Below are 21,595 nucleotides of genomic sequence, written 5' to 3' on the forward strand. Positions count from 1 at the left end.
ATCGCCAAGGAAGAACTGATCGAAATGAGCGGGATGGTAGTTGAAGTCCTGCCCGACTCCCGTTTCCGCGTCACCCTCGACAACGGCCACAACCTCGTTGCCTATTCCGCGGGCAAGATGCGCAAGCACCACATCCGCATCCTGTGCGGCGACAAGGTTTCACTCGAACTTTCCCCTTACGACCTCAGCAAGGGGCGTATCACTTTCCGCCATATCGAAGGCCGCGGGCCTCTCGGTCCCCAGCAGCGGCGCAGACGCTGATCGCGTCCGGCATTCAGGGCCTGGCCGCCTGAATGCGTCGGCGCGACGGGCTGCTGTCCTCGCCCGCACTCCGTTTCACCAGACAAAGAACATCGTCACCCACGGCGCGACCGCGCCTGCGGCTGCAGTGCAAAAAGCGAGCAGCGCAGCGACCCGGCGCGCGCCGGACGACGGCGCTCGCCGCACGTGCAGCGCGCCGAGCACGAGGCTCGCGCCGGTCGCCACGGCGAGCAGCAGTCCGCGCACGAGCGGCAGGCTCGCGAGCACGATGCCTTCGGCGCTCAGCAGCGTGACGGTCAGCGCCGACAGGCCGAGGAACACGCCGACGCCGCCGAGCGGAATCAGCGCGTAGGCGAGCCGCCGGTGCGCCGCCGCCTCGCCGAGGAGCCACCCGGCGGCACGCAGCCACAGCGTGATCCAGCCGCCGATGACGAGCGCCGTCGTGCCGATGTAGCCGAGAATCATCAGGCCGTCGAGCCACGTGAACACGTCGTTCGCTTCGGGGTAATGCGTCAGCACCCACCACGGAATGTCGCTGTCGAGCAGCGCGAAGGCGTCGCGCTCGACGAGCCATTCGGCGGCAGCGAGCTTGGCCTGCACGAACCACGGCGACGCCGACCACTGGAACGCGCCGATCGCGGTGCCGATGACACCGAACACCAGCAGGCGCGCTTCCCAGACGTCGGTTTCATCGCTGCGCAGTCTCGCGACTTCGGCGCCGGGCATGCGCCCGGCCAGCTGCACCGCGTCGCGATGACCGCTGCAGCGCCCGCACATGTGGCACGCGGCGGCGCTTTCCATGCGGCGGATGTCGACCAGCGGCGCGCAATTGACCAGCGTGACCGGTTTTTCCGGATGCGCTCGCCACGCTTCGCGATCGGTGCGGAAATGCACCGGTGCGAGCCGCGCGAGCAGGCCGAACACGCCGCCGACCGGGCACAGGTGGCGGCACCACACGCGCTTGCCGCGGCCATACACGAGGCCGACCGCAGCCGCTGCGACGGTCGAGCCGCCAAGCACGAGCAGCACGGCTTTGGGATATTCATACACGCTGACGAGCTGCCCATACACCGTCGTCGCGAGGAACGCGACGAACGGCCAGCCGCCCCACTTGATCCAGTGCGGCACCGGACGGCCGAGGCCGACGCGCGACACCTGCTCGGCGACGAAGCCTTCCGGGCACAGCACGCCGCACCACACGCGCCCCATCAGCATCATCGACACCAGCACGAACGGCCACCAGATGCCCCAGAACACGAACTGCGCGAACAGCGTGAGGTTGTCCCACAGGTGCGCGCCGGATTCGGGCAGCGGCAGGAAAGCCGGCGTGACAACGAGGAAAACGTAGGCGACGAGCACTGCCCACTGGACCCCGACGATCCAGTTGCTGTGACGGCGCATCAGGTCGCCGAGGCGGGCGAGCCGCGGCGGGCGCATCGCGGGCAGGCTGCAGCTGCTCGTCATGGTCAGGCTCTCCGGGGCGAGCGGCCGAGCCACGCGAACAGCGTCCAGTAGCCGAACCACGCGATCAGCACCGTCAGCGACGGCTGCGCGCGGTAGCCGGCGAACGCCGCGGCGATGCCGCCAGCCGCGCTGCCGTCGGCGAGCAGCGCGGAGCTGTCCCATACCGGTTCGAGGAGCGGCGGCAGCCATTCCATGTTGATCAGCCGCTCGACGCCCGAGACGAGCAGCGCGGCGGCGAGCAGGCACAGCACGATCTCGGTCGCGCGGAAGAAAACGCGGCTCGGCAGCCAGTGCGAGCCGCGCTGGATCAGCCACGCGGTGGCCAGCGCCAGCACGAAGCCGAGGCCGGCGCCGGCGAGCATGCGGTGCAGCGCGTCGCCGGACTGCTCGACGCCGAGGCCGTACAGGAACAGCACGGTCTCGGCCCCTTCGCGGCCGACCGCGATCGCCGCGAGCAGCGCGACCGATGCGCCGCCCGCGGCGTCGGCGGCTTTCGACAGGCCCGCTTCGAGCTCGCGCTTCAGGTGCCGGCCGTGCGCGCGCATCCACAACACCATATGCGTGATCAGGCCGGCGGCGATGATGACGATGGCGGCCTGGAACGCCTCCAGCGCGTCGCCGGCGAGCTGGCTCTGCAGTCCGAGCATCGCCAGCGCGAGCACGCCGGCGAGCAGCAGCCCGCCGGCCACGCCCGCCCACAGGTGATGGACGCCGATGCGGCCGTCGCCGCGGGCGCGAATCCACGCGTAGAGGATGCTGATCACCAGGATCGCTTCGACGCTCTCGCGCCACACGATGAAGAGCGAATTACCCATGATGTTTCCTGAACCTGCGGTTACTGGGCGACGAACCGGCCTTTTGCCGTGTCGGGGTGGAACTCGCCGAAGAACGGGTAGGTGCCCGGCTTCAGCGGCGGAAAGATGGTGCTGCGCGTCACGCCCGGCGCGACGACGAGCTCCTTGAACGGATTCGTCGTCTCGAACTCCTCGGGGCCGGCGTTGCGGTTCGTCAGCTGCAGGCGAAAGCGGGTGTTGGCCGGCACCGTTATCGTGTCGGGCGTGAAGCGGCCGTTTTCGGCCACGACTTCGAACGTCGGCAATTCGGCCTGCACGGCGGTTGCCGCCATCAGGGCGGCGATGCCCAGCGTACGGGCGATCAGGCGCGGAAGAATCACGATCGGGGATTCCGCAATGGCGAAAATGACAAAAACCCCGCGCGGGGCGGGGAGGCCGGGCGGGGCAGGAGGGTGTGCAGGCCTAGAACGCATACAGCCCGCGCAGGCCGATGACGGTGATCGCTTTCGCGTCCGGGTCGGCGGCGGCGCGACGCACGTATTGCAGGTCCGGCGTCAGCGACAGCTGGTCGTTCAGGTGCCAGCGGTAGTACAGCTCGGCAACCTGCTCGGCGCCGCGCGCGGCGAAGCCGAAATCGTCGAGCAGCGGGGCGGCGTCGCGGAATTCGTCGCTCGCGCGCAGCCAGCCCCAGGCGAAGCCGACGCTGTCGGCGCCGCGTCCCCAGGCGTTGCCGGCGATCTCGGTGCCGACCGTCACGGCGCGGTCGAACGCGGCCTTGCCGCTGCTCGACTGGCCGTAGCGCGCGAACAGCGTCACGTCCTCATGCACGCGCTGGTCGACGCTCGCGCCCCAGCCGCTGGCGCTGCGGCTCGTCGCGTCGAAGCCTTCGTACTGGCCGTTGCGCCACGCATACAGGCGGTAGGTGCCGTCGAAGCCGTGGCTCTTGCGCCCGTACTCGAGCTGGCCGATGACGAACGGCTTGTCGAAGCTGCGCCCGAAGCGCGCGCCTTCGCCGGCGCCGAACGCCGCGATCGACGCCTGCCACCAGTCGGGCGCGCCGCTTTCGTTGCGGTACGCGAGGCGCAGGCCGGGCGTGAAACCGTAGCTGTCGGCGCCGACCGCGCCGCCCGAGTCAAGCATCGGGTTATGCACGAAGACGTTGTTGAGGAACTTCCCGGCTTCGTTGTCGGCGATCGCGTTCTGGTCGAAGAACACGAACGGGTCCATCTTGCCGACGGTGAGCTGCAGGCTGTGCGGCGAATCGGCGCCGCGATCGCCGAGCGGCGTCGTCAGCTGGTACCAGGCCTGCGCGACGATCGCGTAGGTTTCCTCCGAGCCGCCGCCCGCCTGGAACGCGAGACTGTTGAACGCGCCGGTGAAGGTCGGCTTCAGGCCGGTGAAGCTGTCGCCCTGGCCCATCCGCAACTGCGTGTAGAACTCCCCCTGGCCCTGACCGATGTCGCCGGCCGGCAGCGTGATGCCGAGGTCGCCGCGCCATGACAGCTGCGATTCATGCCTGCCGCTTTCGCGCGCGTCGCCGTCGATCCGCTGCGCGACGGTGGCGACGCTGCCTTCGACCGCGATGCCGTCGAGGGCCTCCGCCAGGCGCGACGGCGCGCCCATCGCGTTGGTCCGCTCCTCGATCGCCTTGAGCCGGATCGCGAGCTCCGGCTCACGCTCGCTGATGCGGTCGCTCTGGAGGCTCGTGGCGAGCTCCTGGTTCGCCTGTTCCAGCGCTTCGACGCGCTGCGCGAGCGCCGGAGCGGGCTTGGTGGTCGCCGCGAGCCGTGCTTCGAGTTCGCTGTTGCGCTGTTCGAGTTTCTCGATCCGTTCGGCGAGCCGCTTGAGTTCGGCAAGCACCTTGTCCTGGGCGGGCGCGGCGTGGCTCGCACTGGCTGCGCCCAGCACCGCGAGCGCCACGGCCGTGCGGGCAAATCGGGTCAGCGCCATTTCAGTAGCCGCCCTTCTTGCCGACGCCGACGTACGTGAACTCGTTCTCGACCTCGAACTCCTTGAACCACGGCCGCACGCCGGTCGCGCGGTCGGTGTGGCGGCCGAAGTGGCTGCCGTGGTGGGCGGCGCCCGGCGGCAGGATCGTGTATTTGACCTTGTACTTGCCCGGGCCCGCGAGTTTGATGTTGTCGCCGTAATGCGGGCCGTCGCTCGCCACCATCGGCATGAATTCGCCCGCCTGCTTCCAGTCGCTGCCGAGCTTCGCGATCTCGAACTTGACCGTCAGGTACGGAATCCAGCTGCCTTCCTCGAAGCCGTTCGGATTGTTCGCCAGCGCGCGGATGTCGGCCTCGATGTGGATGTCGGACTCCGCGGCCTTTTTCATCATGCCTTCCGGCTCCATGTCGATCGGCTGGAGGTAGACAGCCGCGATTTCCATGCCGTTGTGGTGCTGCGGGGTGCCGATCGGATATTCGAGGGCGTGGGCGGCGAACGACAGGGTGGCCAGCGCGGCGACGGCGAGGGGGCGAAGCGGGAAACGGTGCATCGGGAATCCTTTCGAAAATTGCAGTGGACAGGGTGCGGCATGCATGAGTTGGAACGTGCGAGAATGATAAGAAGAATGAGAAGAGTTCGCAATAGCGAAATCGAGATTTTGTCCTTGTCGAACGCATACCCCGGCCGCAGGACGACGGAGGGGAAGGGGGCGGGACGGGCGGCGGGAGCAGCGCCGCCCGTGTGGCATCAACCCTCGTCGATCAGTTGGAATGCGCTGCCGCGCGGTGCGGGGTGCGGCCGTCAACCGGGCAGCCGCTGGGCCGGGCTTGCCGGTGAAGGGTCGGACGCTCGGTCAGTCGCGCGCGTCATCGCCGGGATACATACCGCATGTTTTCGCCGTTGCCGGAAGCTGCCGGGCCGGAATCTTCCCACCCGCCGCCGAGCGCCTTGAAGAGGTCGAGCGCGGCGGCGAGCCGCGCGAAGCGCAGCTGCGCGAGCTGGTCCTGCGCCTGGAACAGCGTGCGCTGGGCGTCGAGCACCGCGAGGAGGTCGTCGGCGCCTTCTCGGTAGCGCAGTTCGGCGAGCCGCAGCGCGCGCGCTGCCTCGTCGCGGACCCGTTGCTGGAGGTCTTCCTGGCGGCGGTTGCGGTCGGCGTTGCCGAGCGCGTCCTCGACCTCTTTCAGCGCGGTGAAGATCGCGGCGCGGTAATTCTCGACGAATTCGCGCCGGCGCGAGCGCGCCGCCTCGACGTCGCCGCGCAGCCGCCCGCCGTCGAACAGTGTCTGCGCAAGGCTCGCGCTGAGCGCGATGCTGTTCGACGGATTCGCGAGCGACAGCAGCGCCGTGCTCGCGAGGCCGGCCGAGCCGGAAAGCTGCACCGATGGCAAAAGCGCGGCGCGCGCGGCGGCGACGTCGGCGTCCGCCCCGGCGAGCTGCGCTTCGGCGCTGGCGAGGTCCGGGCGGCGCACCAGCAGGTCGGCAGGCAGGCCCGGTGCGACTTCGGGAATCGCCAGCGCGGCGAGCGTTTCGCCGTCGACGCCGAAGTCCTGCGGGATGCGGCCGAGCAGCACCGCGAGCGCGGTGAGCGTCTGGCGCTCCTGGTTTTCGAGCGGCAGCAGCGCGGCGCGCTGCGCGAGCACGGTGCCGCGCTGGCGGCTGACGTCGAGCGCGGAGGCCGCGCCGTTGCGATAGCGGGCCTCGACGATGTCGAACACGCGCTCGGCGATCGCGAGGTTGTCGCGGGCGATGTCGAGGCGGGTGCGGGTCGTGAGCAGCTGGAAATACGTGCTCGCGACGCCGGTGACGAGCGTCAGCCGCACCGCGTCGAAGTCGTGGCGGGTCGCTGCAAGGCTCGCATCCGCGCCGACGACGCCCGCCGCGAGCCGGCCCCACAGGTCGACTTCGTAGCGGATCGCGAGGCTCGCGCCCGACGATTCGCTGTCGATCGCACGTTCTCTCGCGGGGTCGGTGCGCCGCCAGTCGGTGTCGCCGCCGACGGTGGCGAATGGCAGCAGCGACGCGCCGGCGGTGCGCAACTGGATCTCGGCCTGGCGCACGCGTTCCGCCGCGATGCGGAAATCGGGGCTGCCGGCGAGCGCCGCGTCGATCAGGCCTTCGAGCTGGGCCGACGAGAAACTGCGCCACCAGCCGGCGCCCGGTTGCATCGCGACGGCGGGTACGGGCTCGGACCAGCCCGACGGCATCCTCAGCGCTGGCCGCGTCGCCGGCTCGGTGATCGCGCAGCCGGCGACGAGCAGCGCAACGACGGCGAGGAGCAAAGCGCGCCGTCCACGCCGGCCGGCTCGGGACGAGCCACCGGGCGGCGCGGGAAAGGAGGGTGAGTGCATCGAGAATTTCATTCCGAGGCGAGCGCGACGACCGGATCGAGGCGGGCCGCCTTGCGCGCCGGCAGGTAGCCGAAGACGAGGCCGGTCGCGAACGCGCAGCCGAACGCGAGCAGCACCGGCGGAGCCGAATACACGATCGGCGTGCCGAACGCTTCGATGATCGCTGCGGCGCCGAGGCCGACGACGACGCCGATGACGCCGCCGAGCGCCGAGACGACGAGCGCCTCGATGAGGAACTGCTGCAGGATGTTCTTCATCCGCGCGCCGGTCGCCATGCGGATGCCGATCTCGCGCGTGCGCTCGGTCACCGACACCAGCATGATGTTCATGACGCCGATGCCGCCGACGAGCAGCGAGATCGCGGCGACGGTGCCGAGCAGCACTGTCAGGGTGTTCTGCGTTTCGGTCGCGCTCTCGATGACCGACGCCATGTTGCGGATCTGGAAGTCCTCGATGCCGCCATGGCGTGCCTGCAGCAGCTCGTGCACCGCCGCCTGCGTATCGTCGATGGCGGCGACGTCCTCGACCGCGACGGTGGCGCTGCGCAGGTGCCGTTGGCCGAACAGCCGCAGGCTGCCGGTCGAGTACGGCACGAAGATCACGTCGTCCTGGTCCGAACCCCATGGCGTCGCGCCCATCGGACCCATGACGCCGACGACCTGGAACATGATGCTGTTGACGAGGACGAACTCGCCGACCGGGTCGGCGTCGCCGAACAGCGCCTTCGCGACCGTCTGGCCGAGCACGGCGACCGTTGCATAGCTGCGTTCGTCGGCGGCGCTGAAGAACGTGCCGCGGGCGATCGGCCAGGCGCGTGCAAGGGTGAAGTCGGCGCCGGTCGCGTTGGCCGAGGTGCGGTGGTCGGCGTGGCCGGAGCGGATCGTCACCGTCGAGCTCTGTTCGGGCACCGCGGCGAGGACGTTCGGCAGGTCGGCGATCGCGCGCACGTCGTCCGGCACGAGCGTTGCCGTGGTGTCGCGGCCGCGCTGGTTCGGCGCGCCGGGGCGCACCGTCAGCAGGTTGGTCCCCATCGAGCTGATGCGGTCGACGACGTCCTGCTTCGCCCCGTCGCCGATCGCGAGCATCGCGATGACGGCGGCGACGCCGATGACGATGCCGAGCAGCGTCAGCGCGGCGCGAAAGATGTTTGCGCGCAGCGCCCGCAACGCGGTGCGCGCGGCTTCGACGATGTCGGACAGCGGCGAGGTGCGATCGACGTGCGGCGCGAAGTCGGGCTCAACGCCGGGACGCGGACGGGGGCCGGCGTCAGCGACGATGTGGCCGTCGCGGATCTCGATGATGCGCTGCGCCTGCTCGGCGACCTCGCGCTCGTGCGTGATCAGGATGATCGTGTGGCCGTCGGCGGACAGCGTGTTGAGCAGCTGCATGACTTCGGCGCCGCTTTTGCTGTCGAGCGCGCCGGTCGGTTCGTCGGCGAGGATCACGCGGCCGCCGTTCATCAGCGCCCGCGCGATCGACACGCGCTGCTGCTGGCCGCCGGAGAGCTGGTTCGGGCGATGCTCGATGCGCTCGCCCAGGCCGAGCGACGCGAGCAGTCCGGTTGCGCGCGCGTGGCGTTCGGCCGGCGGCATGCCCGAATAGACTGCCGGCACTTCAACGTTTTCGCGCGCGCTCGCGCCGCCGATCAGGTTGTAGCTCTGGAACACGAAGCCGAACGTCTCGCGCCGCAGCCGCGCCAGCTCATCGCGGTCGAACGCCGCGACGTCGCGGCCCATGAAGCGGTAGCTGCCGCTCGTCGGGCGGTCGAGGCAGCCGAGGATGTTCATCAGCGTTGATTTTCCCGAACCCGAGCTGCCGACGATGGCGACGAATTCGCCCGGCAGGATCGTCAGGTCGATGCCATGCAGCACCTCGACGGCGAGTTCGCCGTTGCGGAACGTTTTTGTCACGCCGGACAGTTCGATCAGCGGCACGCCCGCGGGCATGCCGCGTTTCAGGTCGGCGCCCAGTGCGCCGATGAACGGCTCGGTTTTCATAGCCGCGGTGGCTGCGCGCGGCGTGCGGCGGCGGGGGTGTCGGTGCGCAGCGCCGCGCCGGAGACGACGCGGTCGCCTTCCTCGAGGCCGGACAGCACTTGAGCCTGGACGCGATTGCTGACTCCGACTTCGACACGCCGCTCCTGCAGCGTGCCGTCGGCCGCCGCGACCCGGACGGTGCGCTGGCGCGGCCCGGCGGTGCCGCTGGTCGGGGGGCGCGGGCGCGATGGACGGGCTTCGCCGCCGCCCGCTGCGCTGCCGCCGCCCGCTGCGCTGCCGCCGGCAGCGGTGCGCGTGACCCGCGGCACGGCGGCGGAGAATGCCGACATCGGCACCAGCAGCGCATCGCGCGCGGCCGCGACGACGAAGAACACTTGCGCCGTCATCTGCGTCATCAGCGCCTGCTCCGGGTTCGAGACGTCGAACAGCGCGTTGTAGAGCACGACGTTGTTCTGCACGACCGGCGTCGGCTCGATCTTGCGCAATGTTCCCTGCCAGCGGCGCCCTTCGCCGCCGAGAGTCGTGAAGTAGGCGTCCATGCCGAGCGTGAGGCGGCTCACGTCCGCCTCGGAAACCTGCGTCTGCACAGTCATCGTCGACAGGTCGGCGACGCGCAGGATCACCGGCGCCTGCTGGCTCGCGATCAGCGTCTGGCCCTGGCGCGCAGTGATCGACACGACGGTGCCGGTGATCGGCGCATAAATGCGCGCGTAGTTGAGGTTCGCCTCGTCGGCGCGCAGGTTCGATTCAGTCTGGTCGATCTGTGCCTTGAGCGCCTCGACCTGCGCCTGCGCGCCGAGCTGCGTGGCTTCGGCCGTCTGCAGCGCGTCGGCGGTGGTCGCGTCTTCCGCCATCAGGTTGCGCTGGCGCCGCAACTGCAGGTCGGCGAGTCGCCGGTCGGATTCGCGCTGCATCAGCTGCGCACGCAGGTTGCGCAGCTGCGCGCGCGTCGCATCGACGCGGCTCTGCAGCACGACCGGGTCAATCTCGGCAAGCAGTTCGCCGGCTTTCACTTCCGAGCCGACTTCGACGTGGATCTTCTTCAACTGCCCGGACACCTGCGCACCGACATCGACATAGTCGCGCGGCTGCAACGTGCCGGTCGCGGTCACGACGTCCTCGATATCGCCGCGCGACACGCTCGTGAACTGGTAAGCGGACGCTTCGTCGGGCTTCGCAAAATATTTCGACCAGGCGAAATAGCCCCCTGCGCCGAGCAGTGCGAGACTGAGCAAGGCGATCGCGGCGCGACGCCAGCGTCGCTTCGGGGAAGGTGCGGAGGGATTCATGTCGGTGACCGGACTCGGGGTGGCCTCGCGCGAAAGGGTGTCGCGCATTCGATAAGGGTTGCAGCCCGAAGAATACGGGAAGGCATGCCGCTGCTTTGTATCGTATTGCAGGCAGGGGTTCCCGCGCCGGAGCGGCGCGGGTGATTATGACATGCCGCCCGTCGGGAGACTGGCGCGTGCGGCCGCGCGGACGGCGGCCGGGAGGTGCGGGCCGGTGGGTCGGCGGGCCGGCGGGCCGGCGGCGATATGGACGTCGCCGTGCCTGCCGGTCAGTGCTCGGGAACGGTGACGAAGCCCATTTTCTGGATGCCGGCAAGGCGCGCCGCGGACATCACTTCGGCGAGCTTCTGGTAGCGCGTCTCGCGGTCCGCGCGCAGGTGCAGCTCCGGCTGCACCGGGTTCGCCGCGGCCTCGGCGAAGCGGGCCTGCAGCTCGGTGTCGCTGATCCGGCGGTCGTTCCAGTACAGCGTCCCGGCCTCGTCGATCGCCAGCGTCACCGTTTCCGGCTTCTCGTTCGCCGCCGCGCTGGCCGCGTTCGGCAGATCGATCTTGACCGCATGGGTCAGCAGCGGGGCGGTGATCATGAACACGATCAGCAGCACCAGCATGACGTCGATCAGCGGCACCATGTTGATCTCGCTCATCGGGGCGCCGCGCCCTTCCTGGCTGAATCCGCCGAAAGCCATCACGCGGCTCCCGGCGTCGGCACGCGCAGCTGGACCGGCGCCGCGCTGCGGGCAGTTGTGCCGGCGCCCGTGGCGACGTCGCCGGTCGGTGCGCTCGCGAGCCGCGTGCCGGTCGTGAACCAGGCGTGCAAGTCATGCGCGAACGCGTCGAGCTCGGAAAGCTCGAGGCGGTTCGCGCGGGTGAACGTGTTGAACGCGAGAACCGCCGGGATCGCGACGAACAGGCCGAACGCGGTCATGATCAGCGCTTCGCCGACCGGGCCGGCGACCTTGTCGAGCGTCGCCATCCCCGATGTGCTGATGCCGATCAGCGCGTGGTAGATGCCCCACACGGTGCCGAACAGGCCGACGAAAGGCGCGGTCGAGCCTATCGACGCGAGCACAGTGAGGCCCGACTCGAGCTGCGCCGTCGACAGCGCGATCGACTTGCGCATCGCGCGGGTGACGAACTCGTCGGCGTCGAGCTTGCCGCCCAGCGTGTCGTCGTGCGTGTGGCGGCGCAGATGTTCGGCGGCCGCCGCGCCCTGGCGCGCGAGCGCTTCGAACGGCGAATCGGGTGCCGCGCCGGACAGCCGCGTGAGGCCTTCATCCAGGTGCGGGGCGTTCCAGAACGCTTCGACGGCGTTGTCGAAGCGGCGGGCGCGGAACTGGCGCACGGTGCGGACCAGGATCAGGTACCAGCTCGCCACCGACATCACGACGAGCGTGAAGGCGACGAGCTTGATGATGAGATCGGATTGGCCCCACAGGTGCGCAAGGCCGAAAGTGTCGCTAGGCATGTTCACAGTCCTTCGAGTTTGAAAATGATCGGCACGACGACCCACGCGTCGACATTGCGTCCGTCCTGCTTCGCGGGTACGAAGCGCCAGCGGGACACGGCGTTCTCGGCCGCGGTGTCAAGCCGGCGCGAGCCCGAGCTTGCAGAGAGTTCGATTTTGCCGGGCATGCCCTCGCCTGTTACGAAGACGCGCAGCATGACCTTGCCTTCCTCCCGCATCCTGCGCGACAGCGGCGGGTAGGGCGGCGGCGGATTGTTCAGGTAGGCGGCGTCGAAACGCGCGGCAACGGTCTCCGCCGGGCGGAACGGACCGCGCCGCGGCGGCGGGCGGCAGTGCCTCGGCAGGCGGGGGTGGAAGTCCGGACGACGGGGGCGGGGCGTCGGTGGTTCGTCGTTGCTGACCGCGGTGGCGGAGTCCGTGAGCGGGGCCGGGGCGGCGTGACTTTCGCCGGCGCCGGCCGGGTTTGGCGCCGCACCGGCTTGGGTGGCGCGGGCTGCGGCTTGCTGACTTCCGGTTTCGGCGGCGTCGGCAGGACGGGAGCCGGTGCCGCCATCGGAATCGCCGCGGGAGGTTCGATCAGGGCGACGGTGATCGGTGGCTGCGGCGGTTCGGCGGGAGCCGGCTGAAATCGCGCGAACCCGATCGCCGCGGCAGCGTGCGCGAGCGCGACGAGCACGAGCATCAGGCGACGTTCGCGCCGGTTGCGTGCCTCGGGCCGAAGGCGCGACTGGCCTCCGGCCTTCGGGCGGGAGGTTGTGCCCGGGCGCGGCGCGGCGGTCGGCGCGCGACGCGGTACGGGATCCTGCCGGTCGAGGAACGAATCTGAGGGAAGGCTATGCGAGAGGTTCATCGGGTCTGTTCCGCGCGACCTGCAGGGATGCCGGCTGGCGCCTGCAGGTGGCTCAAGGCTCATCCGAGCAGACGGTCGATTGCCGCAGCGGCGACCACGAGGTACAGCGCGATGCGATGTGCGGCAAATGCCGCGGGCAGTGGAGGCGCGCCGCGGAGCGGGGAAATCGGTCGGTCCATGTTCGCCTGTTCGTGTCGGTGCCCGGCGCCTGAGGGTTCTGCGCGAGAACGGGCGGGAATGGGAGAGGAGGGGAGGTCGGCGCGCGCCAGTCGGGTGCCGGAGGGTACAGCACGTACCCCCGGCCCGGCGGCAGTGGCAACTAGCTGGAGCTTTCCATCTGTGACTGCAGGTAATTCTGCAGGCCTACCTTGCCGATGAGCTCGAGCTGCGTTTCGAGATAGTCGATGTGCTCTTCGGTATCTTCGAGGAGCTCCTCGAACAGTTCGCGCGAAACGTAGTCCTGAGAGGTTTCACAGTACGCGATCATTTCGATGAGGTCGGTCCGCGCCGCCAATTCGAGCTTCAGGTCTCCTTCCAGGCACTCGGGGACGTTTTCGCCGATCAAGAGCTTGTTCAGGTTCTGCAGGTTCGGCAGCCCTTCGAGAAACAGCACGCGCCCGATGAGCTTGTCGGCGTGCTTCATTTCCTCGATCGATTCTTCGTACTCGTGATGACCGAGCCGCCCCAGGCCCCAGTTCTTGTACATGCGCGCATGCAGGAAGTACTGGTTGACGGCGGTGAGCTCGCTGGTCAGCTGCTTGTTGAGAAACTGGATGACTTTGACGTCGCCTTTCATAGGGCCTCCGCGGCAAACGAGAACGAGGACGCGACGCCGGCGGGGGCCGGAGTCGCGGTCTGCTCTGCCAGCGCTGAACGCAGGCAATCGCGGGCGCACGTCGCGCAGCGGCCACATTCGCTCGCCACGCCGAGTTTCGTGCGCAGCTCGCGCAAGGTCGATGCGCCTTCGCTGACTGCTTGTTCGATGTGACGATCCGTTACCGCGTTGCAGACGCAGACGTACATAGTCTAGCCTCGTTATTCCGTTTGTTCGCCCGCTTGCCGCAGGATCACTTTGTCAAGATAAGTTTCCCCGCGCGGGTCGCGCGCAGGACGTAATGCATTCCGTCGTGGTCGATCGTCACGCTCGGACGCCCGAGCAGCAGCTGGGCGCTCGGGATCGCCTGCGCAGGCTGTTCCGTCGCGCTTCCCCGCGGCGCCCCGTCAACCGGATGGAGATGCGTGGTTCGCGACGGGAGGTAGAGCTCGTTTGGCATGTTTCGATATAACGAATAGGAACGATTCGCATTACAACATTGCCTGCCGGATCGGTCAAGCGTCTTGCGTATCTTGCGGGGGAAATCGGGGCGCCTCGCGCTTTGCGGCCGTGATCCGAGCCGATGCGCAGGGAGCGTGCGCTCAGGGAAGCTCGAGCAGCACTTTCATGCGGGGATCCGCATCGGCGGCCGGCAGATAACCGATCAGGTTCGGGTTGGCCATGAGGCGCGCGCCGAGTTCACGGACGTTTTCGGCTTGCTGCGGCGGCAGCGCGCGGCCCGTGAAGACCATGCGCGACCAGTAGGCGCGGATCTGGCTCGGGTTTTTGCCGGTGAGCTGCTCGTAGAAACGGTCCCGCACCCTGCCCCCCGGCAGGTCGGCAAGCGCGACCGGAGTCCCGTCGGGCAGGCTGCGGGTGCGCCCCAAGTACAACTGCTCGGCTTGCTGTCGCGACAATTCGCCGATTGCGCCGCGCGCGCTGGTGACGATGAGGATCTGCGCCGCGGCGAGGGGTGAGAGCAGCGCCAGGGCCACCGCGACGAGGATTCCGGAGGAGATAGGCCTCACCTGGCGCGCCTCAGAAAGTCAGATCAAGCGACAGGCTCAGCGTGTTCGCGGTATTTCCCTCGATCGGGGCGAGCTGTGCCTTGTCACGCGGAAAGTAGGATCCCCAGGCATCCCGGTCCAGCCGGGCGTGAGTGAATTCCGCCTTGAGCGCGGCAGTGGGCGAGAGGTCCCAGCGCCCTCCAGCGGTGAGGCTGCGCTGGGCGTTGTTGCGCGAGGCCAGATAGGCCTTCCAGCCGGCTTCGAGCCCCGCCATGGATGCGGGGATCGTCGCCCGGGCGACGGGTTCGTCGAGGATCTGCCGGGCAAGCGAGACGTAGGGCGTGAAGGCGCCGAAGCGCCTGCCAACGCTCAGGTACCACGCGCTCGAACTCGTCACGTAGCGGTCGGCCCGCCGGCGCACGTATTCGCCGATGACCTGCCAGCGACTGTCGTCCCATTGCACCCCGACCGAATCGAAACTCGTCCTGCCGTCGTCGCCCGACAGATCGCTCGCCACGCTGCCCAGCCCGATCGCGGCGAGGCCTGCGGCGAGCGCCACGTGCTGGGGGTCGCGATATTTGACCCTGAACCGCGCATCGGCATGCCCGAGGTGCAGGGAAAAGCCGCCCCGCGTCAGCACCAGATTGAGGCCCCAGGTTGCGTCGAGGCGAGCCTTGCCCTGCGGAAACGAGATCGCGCTGTGGCCGTAATAGGGGTGGATTTCGGCGTCCAGTGCGCCGATCCGGGCGTGGTAGATGAAGTCGATGCCGTCAAGGTCGGTGAACGGATTGAGGCCGTACACTTCGACAGGCGGGCGCACCCAGGGATTCGCGTAGTTCACGTGCAGCGAATCCGACAGCATGAAGAACGGTGCACGGACCCGACCGACGCGTGCCGACAGACCGGGCGCGAGCGTCTGGCGGAAGAAAGCGAGCGTGACCCGCGGGTCGTAGCTGTTCGTCCCGTCTTCCCTGGAGAGGGCCTGCAGCGTGATGTCGTTGTCGGCCATAAGCCGCAGGCTCGCCTGCAGGCCCAGCAGCGAGTCGGGGCTGAAGTCGGGATCGCCGCCGCCGGGGTAGTTGACGCCGGAGCGCGTGAACCACATGTCGCGGCGGTCGGTGGTCACGGCGCCGAGCGTCGCGAAACCCGACAGTTCGGGCGTCCCTGCGTCGGCCGCGGCGCTGCCCGCCGGCCGGAAGGCCGCGAACAGCAGCAACAGCAGGAGGAGGAGGCGTGCGCACTGCAGGGGAGGGAAGATCATGTGGCGGTCTCGGTCAACGTCGAAGCGCCGAACAGCAAGTGTTCGGCCGCCAAAGGATCGAGCGGGCGCGAATAGTGGTAGCCCTGCCCGTAATCGCATCCCATTGCCCGCAGCAGCGCGTCCTGTTCAGGCGTTTCGATGCACTCGGCGACCACGCGTATGCCGAGGTCGTGAGCGAGCTCGATGCTGCGCGCGACGATCTTGCGCAGCCGCTCGTCGTGCTCGAGGCTGCGGACGAAGGAGCCATCCAGCTTCACGATGTCGCACGGGATCGTGTGCAGGTAGCTCAGCGCCGAGTAACCGGTGCCGAAATCGTCGATCAGCACCGACATGCCGATGTCGCGCAGGCGTTGCAGCACCTGGGTCGCCGGGCCGGACGTCTCGGCGAGGACGCTTTCGGTGACTTCGACGCGCAGCCGGCCCGGGGACAAGCCGTGACGGCGCACTTCGGCGATGATCTCGCCCGCGAGGTCGGGCCGGGAAAACTGCAATGCGGAAAGATTCACGCTGACGCGCGGGACCGGCCTGCCGTCGGCCCTGCGCTGCCACTGCAGGATGTGCTCGCAGGCGCGCGTGAGAACGAGCATGTCGAGCTCGTGGATCAGCCCGAGGGTCTCGGCAAGCGGAATGAACAGGTTCGGGGCCAGCATTCCTTCGGTGGGGTGCGGCCAGCGCACCAGCGCCTCGAAGCTGCTGATGCTGCCGTCGGCGAGCGCGACGATCGGCTGGAAATACACCGCCAGCCCGCCGCTGCGCAGCGCCGCGCGCAGTTCGCCTTCGAGCCGCAGGCTCTGCAGCGCCTGGGTGTGCATCGACGCATGGAACATCGCCACGCGGTCCTCACCGCCCTCGCGCGCCTGCTGCAGGGCGTTGTCGGCATCGCGCAGCAAGGCTTCGCCGTCATCGTGGTCGGTGCTCAGCGCGACGCCGACGCGGCATTTGGGATACAGCGTGTGGCCGGCGATCCGTGTGGGTCTGGCGAGATTCTCGCGCAGCGCGTCGGCAAGGCGCAGCGACTCGGCCGGATCCTCGATGCCGTTGAGCAGCAGCGCGAACTGGTCACCGCCGACGCGCGCGGCGATGTCTCCCTGGCGCAGCGTCGTCCGGATCGCCTCCGCCACTTTCTTCAGCAGTTCGTCCCCCGCGGCGTGGCCGAAGCTGTCATTGACGAGGCGGAAACGTTCGAGATCGATCGCGAGCACCGCAAAGCCGAAAAGATCGGCGCGGCGCTGCTGCTGGCCGAGTGCGCTGTGTACGTGCTCGAGGAACAGGGCACGATTCGGCAGTCCTGTCAGGCTGTCGTGGAGGGCATCGAACTGGAGCTGCATCTGAGCCAGCTTGTGCAGGTGGATGTCGCTGATCGATCCCGCCATGCGGAACGCGCGGCCATCGGGGCCGCGCAGCGCCACGCCACGCTTCATGACCCAGCAATAGCTGCCGTCGTGCTGGCGCATGCGGTAGTCCGCCTTGAACTGGGTGCTGTTTCCTTTCAGGTGCTCGACCAGCTTGTTGCGGTACGCCGATACGTCGAGCGGGTGGATTCTTCCGAGGATGTCAACGGGCGACTGCAGCGGGCGGTCGGCCGAAAGGCCCGCGATCTCGCAGCAGCGCGGCGAGCAATACACCGAACCGGCGGCGATGTCCCAGTCCCACAGGCCGTCGTGGGCGCCCTGGATCGCGAGTTCGTACCGCTGCTCGCTGGTTTTCAGCCGCGCCGCCGTGTCCTGCAGTTCACCGATCCGGTCCTGCAGGTTCGCGGCCATGACGTTGAAATGCTGGGCGAGGCGGGCCAGCTCGTCGTGGCCGTCCTCCGGCAGGCGGTGGTCCAGCCGCCCCTCGGCGATCGCCTGGCTGCCCGCGAGCAGGCGGCTCAGCTTGCGGGTGAGCAGGAAACCGATGCCCGACAACAGCGCGAAGGTCAGCAGGATCTCGGCCAGCGCGATCACCCCGCCCTGCTCGGTGATCGCCTTGCGCGCCGCGGCGAGCACCGACACCGACACGCCGAACTGCAGGAAGCCGATTTCGTTGCGTTCGAGCAGCAGCGGCCGGCGCACGTGGATCAGCTCGTTGTGGTGGCTGTCGTTGGCGACGTCCGAGTTGTCCGGCGGCAGTTCGGTCATCCCGGGCATCCCCGCGCTGACGAGGAGGTGTCCATCGGCGGTGCCGATGCGCACATAGACAAGGCCTTCATCGGCTTCGCCGAGCAACTCGCCCAGCACGTCCTGCAGCACGTCGAACTGGCGCTGGTCGCCGTACGCCACCGCCATCGCGTGGAGCATCGTCGCGTTCTGGTCGATGAGCGTGTCGAGGCTCGCGGACGTCGCGTCGTTCATCAGCCGCACGCTGTTGGCGAGCAGCAGCGTCAGCAGCAGGACCTGGACGACCGTGCTGCCCAGCAGCAGGCGGACACGGATCGAAGTGCTCCGGAAAGGAAACTTCACGGTGCCTCGCCGTCAGCGCCGCGCAAGCCGCTTCACGCCGGCGGCGGCGTCGATTTCCCCGCTGGCGGCGAAAGTCTCGACGTTCGTCACGATGCGATCGGGGTCATAGAGATAATTGACCATGATGCCCCACGACTGGTCGAGTCCCTTGTCCGAGGTGTCCGCGAGCCAGTTCAGCCGCTCGATGCGGGCGCCGTTGCCCAGGTGGAAGCGGGCGACCGGATCGATCGCCTTGCTGTCTCGCCGGCCGCCGAGCAGGTAGGCCGCCGCGACCCGCAGCAGCGGATCGCGCAGCGCGCGGGTAAGCGCCCGGTCGGCGGCCCATTCGTGGCTCCCCGCCAATACCGGCTTGAGCCGCTCCGAATCCGGACCCTCGATGCCGGCCGCGGCCAGGCGCTTCCAGTCGGCTTCGGTGAACGCCACGGCGACTTCGTCCGGGTTCTTCGAAGCCCAGCGCACCAGGCCGGGGATCGGCGAGAGCGTGGCGAAGGTGTTGAGCTTCGGGAAATCGCGCTTGAGGTCATCGACGACGCGCTTGAGCAGAAAATTGCCGAAGGACACCCCTCGCAGCCCTTCCTGAGTGGCACTGATCGAATAAAAGGTCGCGGTCGTCGCGCGGTTGGTGTCGGCCGCCGGCGCGTTCTCGTCGAGCAGTTTCTGCACGTTGTCGGCGAGATTCTCCATCAACGCGACTTCGACGAAAATCAGCGGCTCCTGCGGCATCCGCGGGTGGAAGAACGCGTAGCAGCGACGGTCGGACCCGAGCCGGTTCTTCAGGTCCCGCCACGACTGGATCTCGTGCACCGCCTCGTACTGGACGATTTTCTCGAGCAGCGCGGCGGGGGAATTCCAGGTGAGCCGTGTGAGCTCGAGAAAGCCGACGTCGAACCACGCCGTCAGGCGCGCTTCGAGTTCGCGGTCGAGCGACTTGAGTTCCTTGTCTTTCTCGAGGAAGCGGAGCAGGTCCGCGCGCAGGTCGACGAGGAACTTCACGCCCTGCGGGATCGCGTTGAACTGGGTCAGGATGCGGATCCGCGACGAGCGCATCGCGGCGCGCAACTGCGCTTCGGCGTCCCATTGCCGCTCCGTCCCCACCGCGGCCTGATACGCTTCGTGCGCTTTCGCGATTTTTTTCGGATCGGGGCCGAACTCGAGCGCGATCATGCGCAGGAATGCGATCCGTCCCGCATCATCGAGGCTCAGATAGGTTTCGGCGAGACGGCCTGCGCGCAGCCGCGTCGACACTTCGCCGCCCAGTCCCTCGGCGCACTCCTTCAGTTGCCGCCGGATGCGGGCGAGCACTTTTTCCGACGGTTCGCCGCTTTTTCCGCCTGCTCCGGCGACCATTGCGCGCACTTTCGACAGGCTGCGAGAAACAAGTCCGGATGCCACGTCATGCCTCCTAAAGTCGCTCCTCTTGCAATGAGAGCATCATAGTACGTAAATGTTGCCAAACGTATCCGGGATGGTGCGGCGGAGCCCCCCGATGAAGGGGCTTCACGTCCCGTCCGCTGCCTCCGCCACGCCGTCGGTCCCTCACGCCAAACTCGCGAAGTCCGCGCGATGCCGGGTGGAATCCCCAATGTCATCAGCGTCGGGCCTGTGGCATGATCGGCCGAAATATTTCCGGGACGAGCCCGAATGCTTCCGTTGCTCCAATACCGCCGTCGACAAACCCTTCCCGGTCGGCCGCTGCGCGTCATGCTGGCGGCTCCGCGAGAGCGCTGCTGCGAGCGGCTCGACGACTTCCTGCTGATCTCGCCGCTGTTTGATCTCGTCGGCAGGGCCGATGCCGAAAGCCGGGCGCTGCAGCTCTATTTCCGCGTCCGGCCCGACGTCACGCTGCTCGACTGGCGGGTCGCGGCGAACGAGCCGGCAAGATTCATCGGACTGTTGCGACGTGTCGCGCCGGATGCGTACATCATTTCGATCGTGCCGTCGCTCGACTCGATGCCTGCCCGCGCGGCGTCGGCGCTCGGCGCCGATGTCGTCGTGACCTGCGACATGCTGCCCGCCGCACTCGCGGCGCTGGCGGGGGCGACGGACGACACGGCGAGTGCGGAAAGCGGTCAATGCGCCTGATTCGCCCGATTCGCTGCGAGCAACCCGATGCCGACGGCGATCATCGGCACGCACAACCACTGGGCCGTGGACAGCCCGAGCGACAGGGTGCCGAATATTCCCGGATCCGGCGTGCGGAAGAACTCGGCCGCGAAGCGCAGCACCCCGTAGCCGATCAGGAACATTGCGGAGACGGCCTTCAGCGGCCGCGGGCGCGCTGAATAGACCCACAGGATCGCGAACAGCAGCAGGCCTTCGCCCGCCACCTGATAGAGCTGCGACGGATGGCGGGGGAGCGCGTCGACCCACGGGTACACCATCGCCCATGGCACGTCGGTCTCGACCGGCCGGCCCCACAACTCGCCGTTGATGAAATTGCCCAGGCGCCCCGCGGCAAGCCCTGTCGGCACCAGCGGCGCGATGAAATCGGTGACCTGCCAGAACCCCTTGCCGCTGCGGCGTCCATAGAGCCACATTGCGACGAGCACGCCGAGAAAGCCGCCGTGGAAACTCATCCCGCCCTTCCAGATTGCGAGGATCTCCGCGGGGTGGCTGAGGTAATACGCGGGTTGGAAGAACAGCACTTCGCCGAGCCGCCCGCCGAGCACGACGCCGAGCATGCCGTATAGCAGCAGGTCGTCGAGCTGCTGCGCGTTCCAGCCCAGTTCCGGGCGCCGCCGCGCGTGCACGCGGCCGAGCGTCATGAACAGCACGAACGCGGTCAGGTACATGAGACCGTACCAGCGCACCGACAGCGGGCCGACGGAAAACGCGACGGGGTCGAACTGGGGATGGATCAGCATGGGCGGTGGGCGGATAGGAGCGTGATGTACGGAAGCCGGCCGCTCATTCGAACTGCGAGCGGAATTTCTCGAACTCGCTGCGCAGCAGGTCGAGCTCGTCGCGCAGGCGCCGCACTTCCTCATCGAGTTCCGAGGTCCGCCCCCGCATCGCCCCGCCTGCCGCGTACCCGCTCGCGACGGCTTCGCCCATCTGCGCGAAAGCCTGCCGGCCGCCCAGCAGATGCGCGTAGCGGGTCTCCTTCGTGCCGGGCGCCTTCGGCAGCGCGGCGACCATCGGCGGGTATTTTTCGCCCAGGTGCTCGAGCACCTTGTCCACCGCGGCAATGTCGTCGAAGCGATACATGCGTTCGCTGCGCTGGCGGATCTCGCCAGCGGTTTGTGCACCCCGCAGCATCAGCGTCGCCAGCGCGGCCTGTTCAGGCGGCGGCAGCGAATGGCGCAGGCGAACGAGGTGTTCGTACTTGCCGACGCGCGCGCCGGCCTGGTCGCGCTTCGACACGAGCTTGCGCGCGATGAGCCGGTCGAGCGCATCCTGGACTTCGGTTTCGGTGAGATTCATCACCGGATCGCGGCCGGTGAGCTGGTTGGAGCCGGTGACGATCGCGTTCACCGAGAGCGGGTAGTTATCCGGCGTGACGAAGGCTTTTTCCATCAGCACGCCGAGGACGCGGATCTCGGCGGGGTCGAGGTCGAAGCCTTCACCGGCGTCGGCCAGGGTGTGGTCGGTCATTGCATTCCCATTCGGTGCCGCGGGCGTGCCCGCGGCGGGAGGGGAATGATAGCCGACGGG

22 protein-coding genes are annotated in these 21,595 nt (G+C 68.4%); 2 read left to right on the top strand and 20 right to left on the bottom strand.

Annotation, left to right across the window (positions count from 1 at the left end):
- A complete protein-coding gene (infA, locus tag GO606_RS07420) occupies positions 1 to 261 on the top strand; it encodes a translation initiation factor IF-1 (RefSeq protein WP_053421334.1) in 261 nt (86 codons plus the stop codon).
- A 75-nt stretch (positions 262 to 336) separates the two neighbouring features.
- On the opposite strand, the gene GO606_RS07425 is transcribed toward infA, so the two are convergent.
- From GO606_RS07425 to GO606_RS07510, 18 genes are all read right to left on the bottom strand, one after another.
- Positions 337 to 1,725 carry a 4Fe-4S binding protein gene (locus tag GO606_RS07425; RefSeq protein ID WP_169119516.1) on the bottom strand — a complete coding sequence of 463 codons (1,389 nt, stop codon included), beginning with the start codon at positions 1,723 to 1,725 and terminating at the stop codon, positions 337 to 339.
- 2 nt (positions 1,726 to 1,727) lie between these two features.
- Positions 1,728 to 2,540 carry an FTR1 family iron permease gene (locus tag GO606_RS07430; RefSeq protein ID WP_169119515.1) on the bottom strand — a complete coding sequence of 271 codons (813 nt, stop codon included), beginning with the start codon at positions 2,538 to 2,540 and terminating at the stop codon, positions 1,728 to 1,730.
- Between the two features lie 20 nt (positions 2,541 to 2,560).
- Positions 2,561 to 2,899, bottom strand: a complete 339-nt coding sequence (locus tag GO606_RS07435; RefSeq protein WP_169119514.1) for a cupredoxin domain-containing protein — start codon at positions 2,897 to 2,899, stop codon at positions 2,561 to 2,563.
- An 82-nt stretch (positions 2,900 to 2,981) separates the two neighbouring features.
- Positions 2,982 to 4,469, bottom strand: coding sequence for a carbohydrate porin (locus GO606_RS07440; protein ID WP_169120877.1), 1,488 nt, complete (start codon positions 4,467 to 4,469; stop codon positions 2,982 to 2,984).
- A gap of 1 nt (position 4,470) precedes the next feature.
- Positions 4,471 to 5,019 carry an iron transporter gene (locus GO606_RS07445; protein WP_169120875.1) on the bottom strand — a complete coding sequence of 183 codons (549 nt, stop codon included), beginning with the start codon at positions 5,017 to 5,019 and terminating at the stop codon, positions 4,471 to 4,473.
- 316 nt (positions 5,020 to 5,335) lie between these two features.
- On the bottom strand, positions 5,336 to 6,748 hold the full coding sequence (locus tag GO606_RS07450) for an efflux transporter outer membrane subunit (protein WP_246979434.1): 1,413 nt from the start codon (positions 6,746 to 6,748) through the stop codon (positions 5,336 to 5,338).
- Positions 6,749 to 6,825: 77 nt separating this feature from the next.
- Complete coding sequence (locus GO606_RS07455; RefSeq protein WP_425532194.1) at positions 6,826 to 8,814, bottom strand: MacB family efflux pump subunit; 1,989 nt, start codon at positions 8,812 to 8,814, stop codon at positions 6,826 to 6,828.
- Positions 8,811 to 10,151, bottom strand: coding sequence for an efflux RND transporter periplasmic adaptor subunit (locus tag GO606_RS07460; protein WP_246979436.1), 1,341 nt, complete (start codon positions 10,149 to 10,151; stop codon positions 8,811 to 8,813). Before GO606_RS07460 ends, GO606_RS07455 begins: the two co-directional genes overlap by 4 nt.
- A gap of 221 nt (positions 10,152 to 10,372) precedes the next feature.
- The gene (locus GO606_RS07465; RefSeq protein ID WP_169120558.1) at positions 10,373 to 10,789 is read right to left on the bottom strand and encodes an ExbD/TolR family protein; all 417 of its coding nucleotides are present in this window, start codon (positions 10,787 to 10,789) and stop codon (positions 10,373 to 10,375) included.
- Positions 10,789 to 11,568 carry a MotA/TolQ/ExbB proton channel family protein gene (locus GO606_RS07470; RefSeq protein ID WP_169120557.1) on the bottom strand — a complete coding sequence of 260 codons (780 nt, stop codon included), beginning with the start codon at positions 11,566 to 11,568 and terminating at the stop codon, positions 10,789 to 10,791. Before GO606_RS07470 ends, GO606_RS07465 begins: the two co-directional genes overlap by 1 nt.
- A gap of 2 nt (positions 11,569 to 11,570) precedes the next feature.
- Positions 11,571 to 11,765, bottom strand: coding sequence for an energy transducer TonB (locus GO606_RS07475; RefSeq protein ID WP_246979437.1), 195 nt, complete (start codon positions 11,763 to 11,765; stop codon positions 11,571 to 11,573).
- Between the two features lie 972 nt (positions 11,766 to 12,737).
- A complete protein-coding gene (gene bfr, locus GO606_RS07480) occupies positions 12,738 to 13,214 on the bottom strand; it encodes a bacterioferritin (protein WP_169119833.1) in 477 nt (158 codons plus the stop codon).
- Complete coding sequence (locus GO606_RS07485) at positions 13,211 to 13,441, bottom strand: bacterioferritin-associated ferredoxin (protein ID WP_169119832.1); 231 nt, start codon at positions 13,439 to 13,441, stop codon at positions 13,211 to 13,213. Before GO606_RS07485 ends, bfr begins: the two co-directional genes overlap by 4 nt.
- 44 nt (positions 13,442 to 13,485) lie before the next feature.
- Complete coding sequence (gene hemP / locus GO606_RS07490) at positions 13,486 to 13,692, bottom strand: hemin uptake protein HemP (protein WP_169119831.1); 207 nt, start codon at positions 13,690 to 13,692, stop codon at positions 13,486 to 13,488.
- A 142-nt stretch (positions 13,693 to 13,834) separates the two neighbouring features.
- Positions 13,835 to 14,260, bottom strand: a complete 426-nt coding sequence (locus GO606_RS07495) for a hypothetical protein (protein WP_169119830.1) — start codon at positions 14,258 to 14,260, stop codon at positions 13,835 to 13,837.
- A gap of 10 nt (positions 14,261 to 14,270) precedes the next feature.
- Positions 14,271 to 15,500, bottom strand: a complete 1,230-nt coding sequence (locus tag GO606_RS07500) for a hypothetical protein (protein WP_169119829.1) — start codon at positions 15,498 to 15,500, stop codon at positions 14,271 to 14,273.
- On the bottom strand, positions 15,497 to 17,941 hold the full coding sequence (locus GO606_RS07505) for an EAL domain-containing protein (protein WP_169119828.1): 2,445 nt from the start codon (positions 17,939 to 17,941) through the stop codon (positions 15,497 to 15,499). Before GO606_RS07505 ends, GO606_RS07500 begins: the two co-directional genes overlap by 4 nt.
- A gap of 12 nt (positions 17,942 to 17,953) precedes the next feature.
- Positions 17,954 to 19,288 carry a malonyl-CoA decarboxylase gene (locus GO606_RS07510; RefSeq protein ID WP_169119835.1) on the bottom strand — a complete coding sequence of 445 codons (1,335 nt, stop codon included), beginning with the start codon at positions 19,286 to 19,288 and terminating at the stop codon, positions 17,954 to 17,956.
- Between the two features lie 294 nt (positions 19,289 to 19,582).
- Here GO606_RS07510 and GO606_RS07515 point away from each other — a divergent pair, with 294 nt between their 5' ends.
- Positions 19,583 to 20,023, top strand: coding sequence for a two-component system response regulator (locus tag GO606_RS07515; RefSeq protein WP_169119827.1), 441 nt, complete (start codon positions 19,583 to 19,585; stop codon positions 20,021 to 20,023).
- Here GO606_RS07515 and lgt read toward each other — a convergent pair.
- Entirely contained in the window at positions 20,011 to 20,805 is a 795-nt protein-coding gene (lgt, locus tag GO606_RS07520) for a prolipoprotein diacylglyceryl transferase (RefSeq protein ID WP_169119826.1), read from the bottom strand. The two genes, GO606_RS07515 and lgt, sit on opposite strands and share 13 nt — an antisense overlap.
- A 43-nt stretch (positions 20,806 to 20,848) precedes the next feature.
- Positions 20,849 to 21,535, bottom strand: a complete 687-nt coding sequence (locus tag GO606_RS07525; protein WP_169119825.1) for a YceH family protein — start codon at positions 21,533 to 21,535, stop codon at positions 20,849 to 20,851.
- Between the last annotated feature and the right edge of the window lie 60 nt (positions 21,536 to 21,595).

The sequence above is a fragment of the Aromatoleum anaerobium genome (genome assembly GCF_012910705.2).
GTDB classification, from domain to species: Bacteria; Pseudomonadota; Gammaproteobacteria; order Burkholderiales; family Rhodocyclaceae; genus Aromatoleum; species Aromatoleum anaerobium.

Coding starts and splice junctions, on each gene's coding strand:
- GO606_RS07425 (WP_169119516.1), bottom strand. CDS start 1,725: ATGACGAGCAGCTGCAGCCTGCCCGCGATGCGCCCGCCGCGGCTCGCC.
- GO606_RS07430 (WP_169119515.1), bottom strand. CDS start 2,540: ATGGGTAATTCGCTCTTCATCGTGTGGCGCGAGAGCGTCGAAGCGATC.
- GO606_RS07440 (WP_169120877.1), bottom strand. CDS start 4,469: ATGGCGCTGACCCGATTTGCCCGCACGGCCGTGGCGCTCGCGGTGCTG.
- GO606_RS07445 (WP_169120875.1), bottom strand. CDS start 5,019: ATGCACCGTTTCCCGCTTCGCCCCCTCGCCGTCGCCGCGCTGGCCACC.
- GO606_RS07455 (WP_425532194.1), bottom strand. CDS start 8,814: ATGAAAACCGAGCCGTTCATCGGCGCACTGGGCGCCGACCTGAAACGC.
- GO606_RS07460 (WP_246979436.1), bottom strand. CDS start 10,151: ATGCGCGACACCCTTTCGCGCGAGGCCACCCCGAGTCCGGTCACCGAC.
- GO606_RS07465 (WP_169120558.1), bottom strand. CDS start 10,789: ATGGCTTTCGGCGGATTCAGCCAGGAAGGGCGCGGCGCCCCGATGAGC.
- GO606_RS07470 (WP_169120557.1), bottom strand. CDS start 11,568: ATGCCTAGCGACACTTTCGGCCTTGCGCACCTGTGGGGCCAATCCGAT.
- GO606_RS07475 (WP_246979437.1), bottom strand. CDS start 11,765: ATGCTGCGCGTCTTCGTAACAGGCGAGGGCATGCCCGGCAAAATCGAA.
- bfr (WP_169119833.1), bottom strand. CDS start 13,214: ATGAAAGGCGACGTCAAAGTCATCCAGTTTCTCAACAAGCAGCTGACC.
- GO606_RS07485 (WP_169119832.1), bottom strand. CDS start 13,441: ATGTACGTCTGCGTCTGCAACGCGGTAACGGATCGTCACATCGAACAA.
- hemP (WP_169119831.1), bottom strand. CDS start 13,692: ATGCCAAACGAGCTCTACCTCCCGTCGCGAACCACGCATCTCCATCCG.
- GO606_RS07500 (WP_169119829.1), bottom strand. CDS start 15,500: ATGATCTTCCCTCCCCTGCAGTGCGCACGCCTCCTCCTCCTGCTGTTG.
- GO606_RS07510 (WP_169119835.1), bottom strand. CDS start 19,288: ATGGTCGCCGGAGCAGGCGGAAAAAGCGGCGAACCGTCGGAAAAAGTG.
- GO606_RS07515 (WP_169119827.1), top strand. CDS start 19,583: ATGCTTCCGTTGCTCCAATACCGCCGTCGACAAACCCTTCCCGGTCGG.
- lgt (WP_169119826.1), bottom strand. CDS start 20,805: ATGCTGATCCATCCCCAGTTCGACCCCGTCGCGTTTTCCGTCGGCCCG.
- GO606_RS07525 (WP_169119825.1), bottom strand. CDS start 21,535: ATGACCGACCACACCCTGGCCGACGCCGGTGAAGGCTTCGACCTCGAC.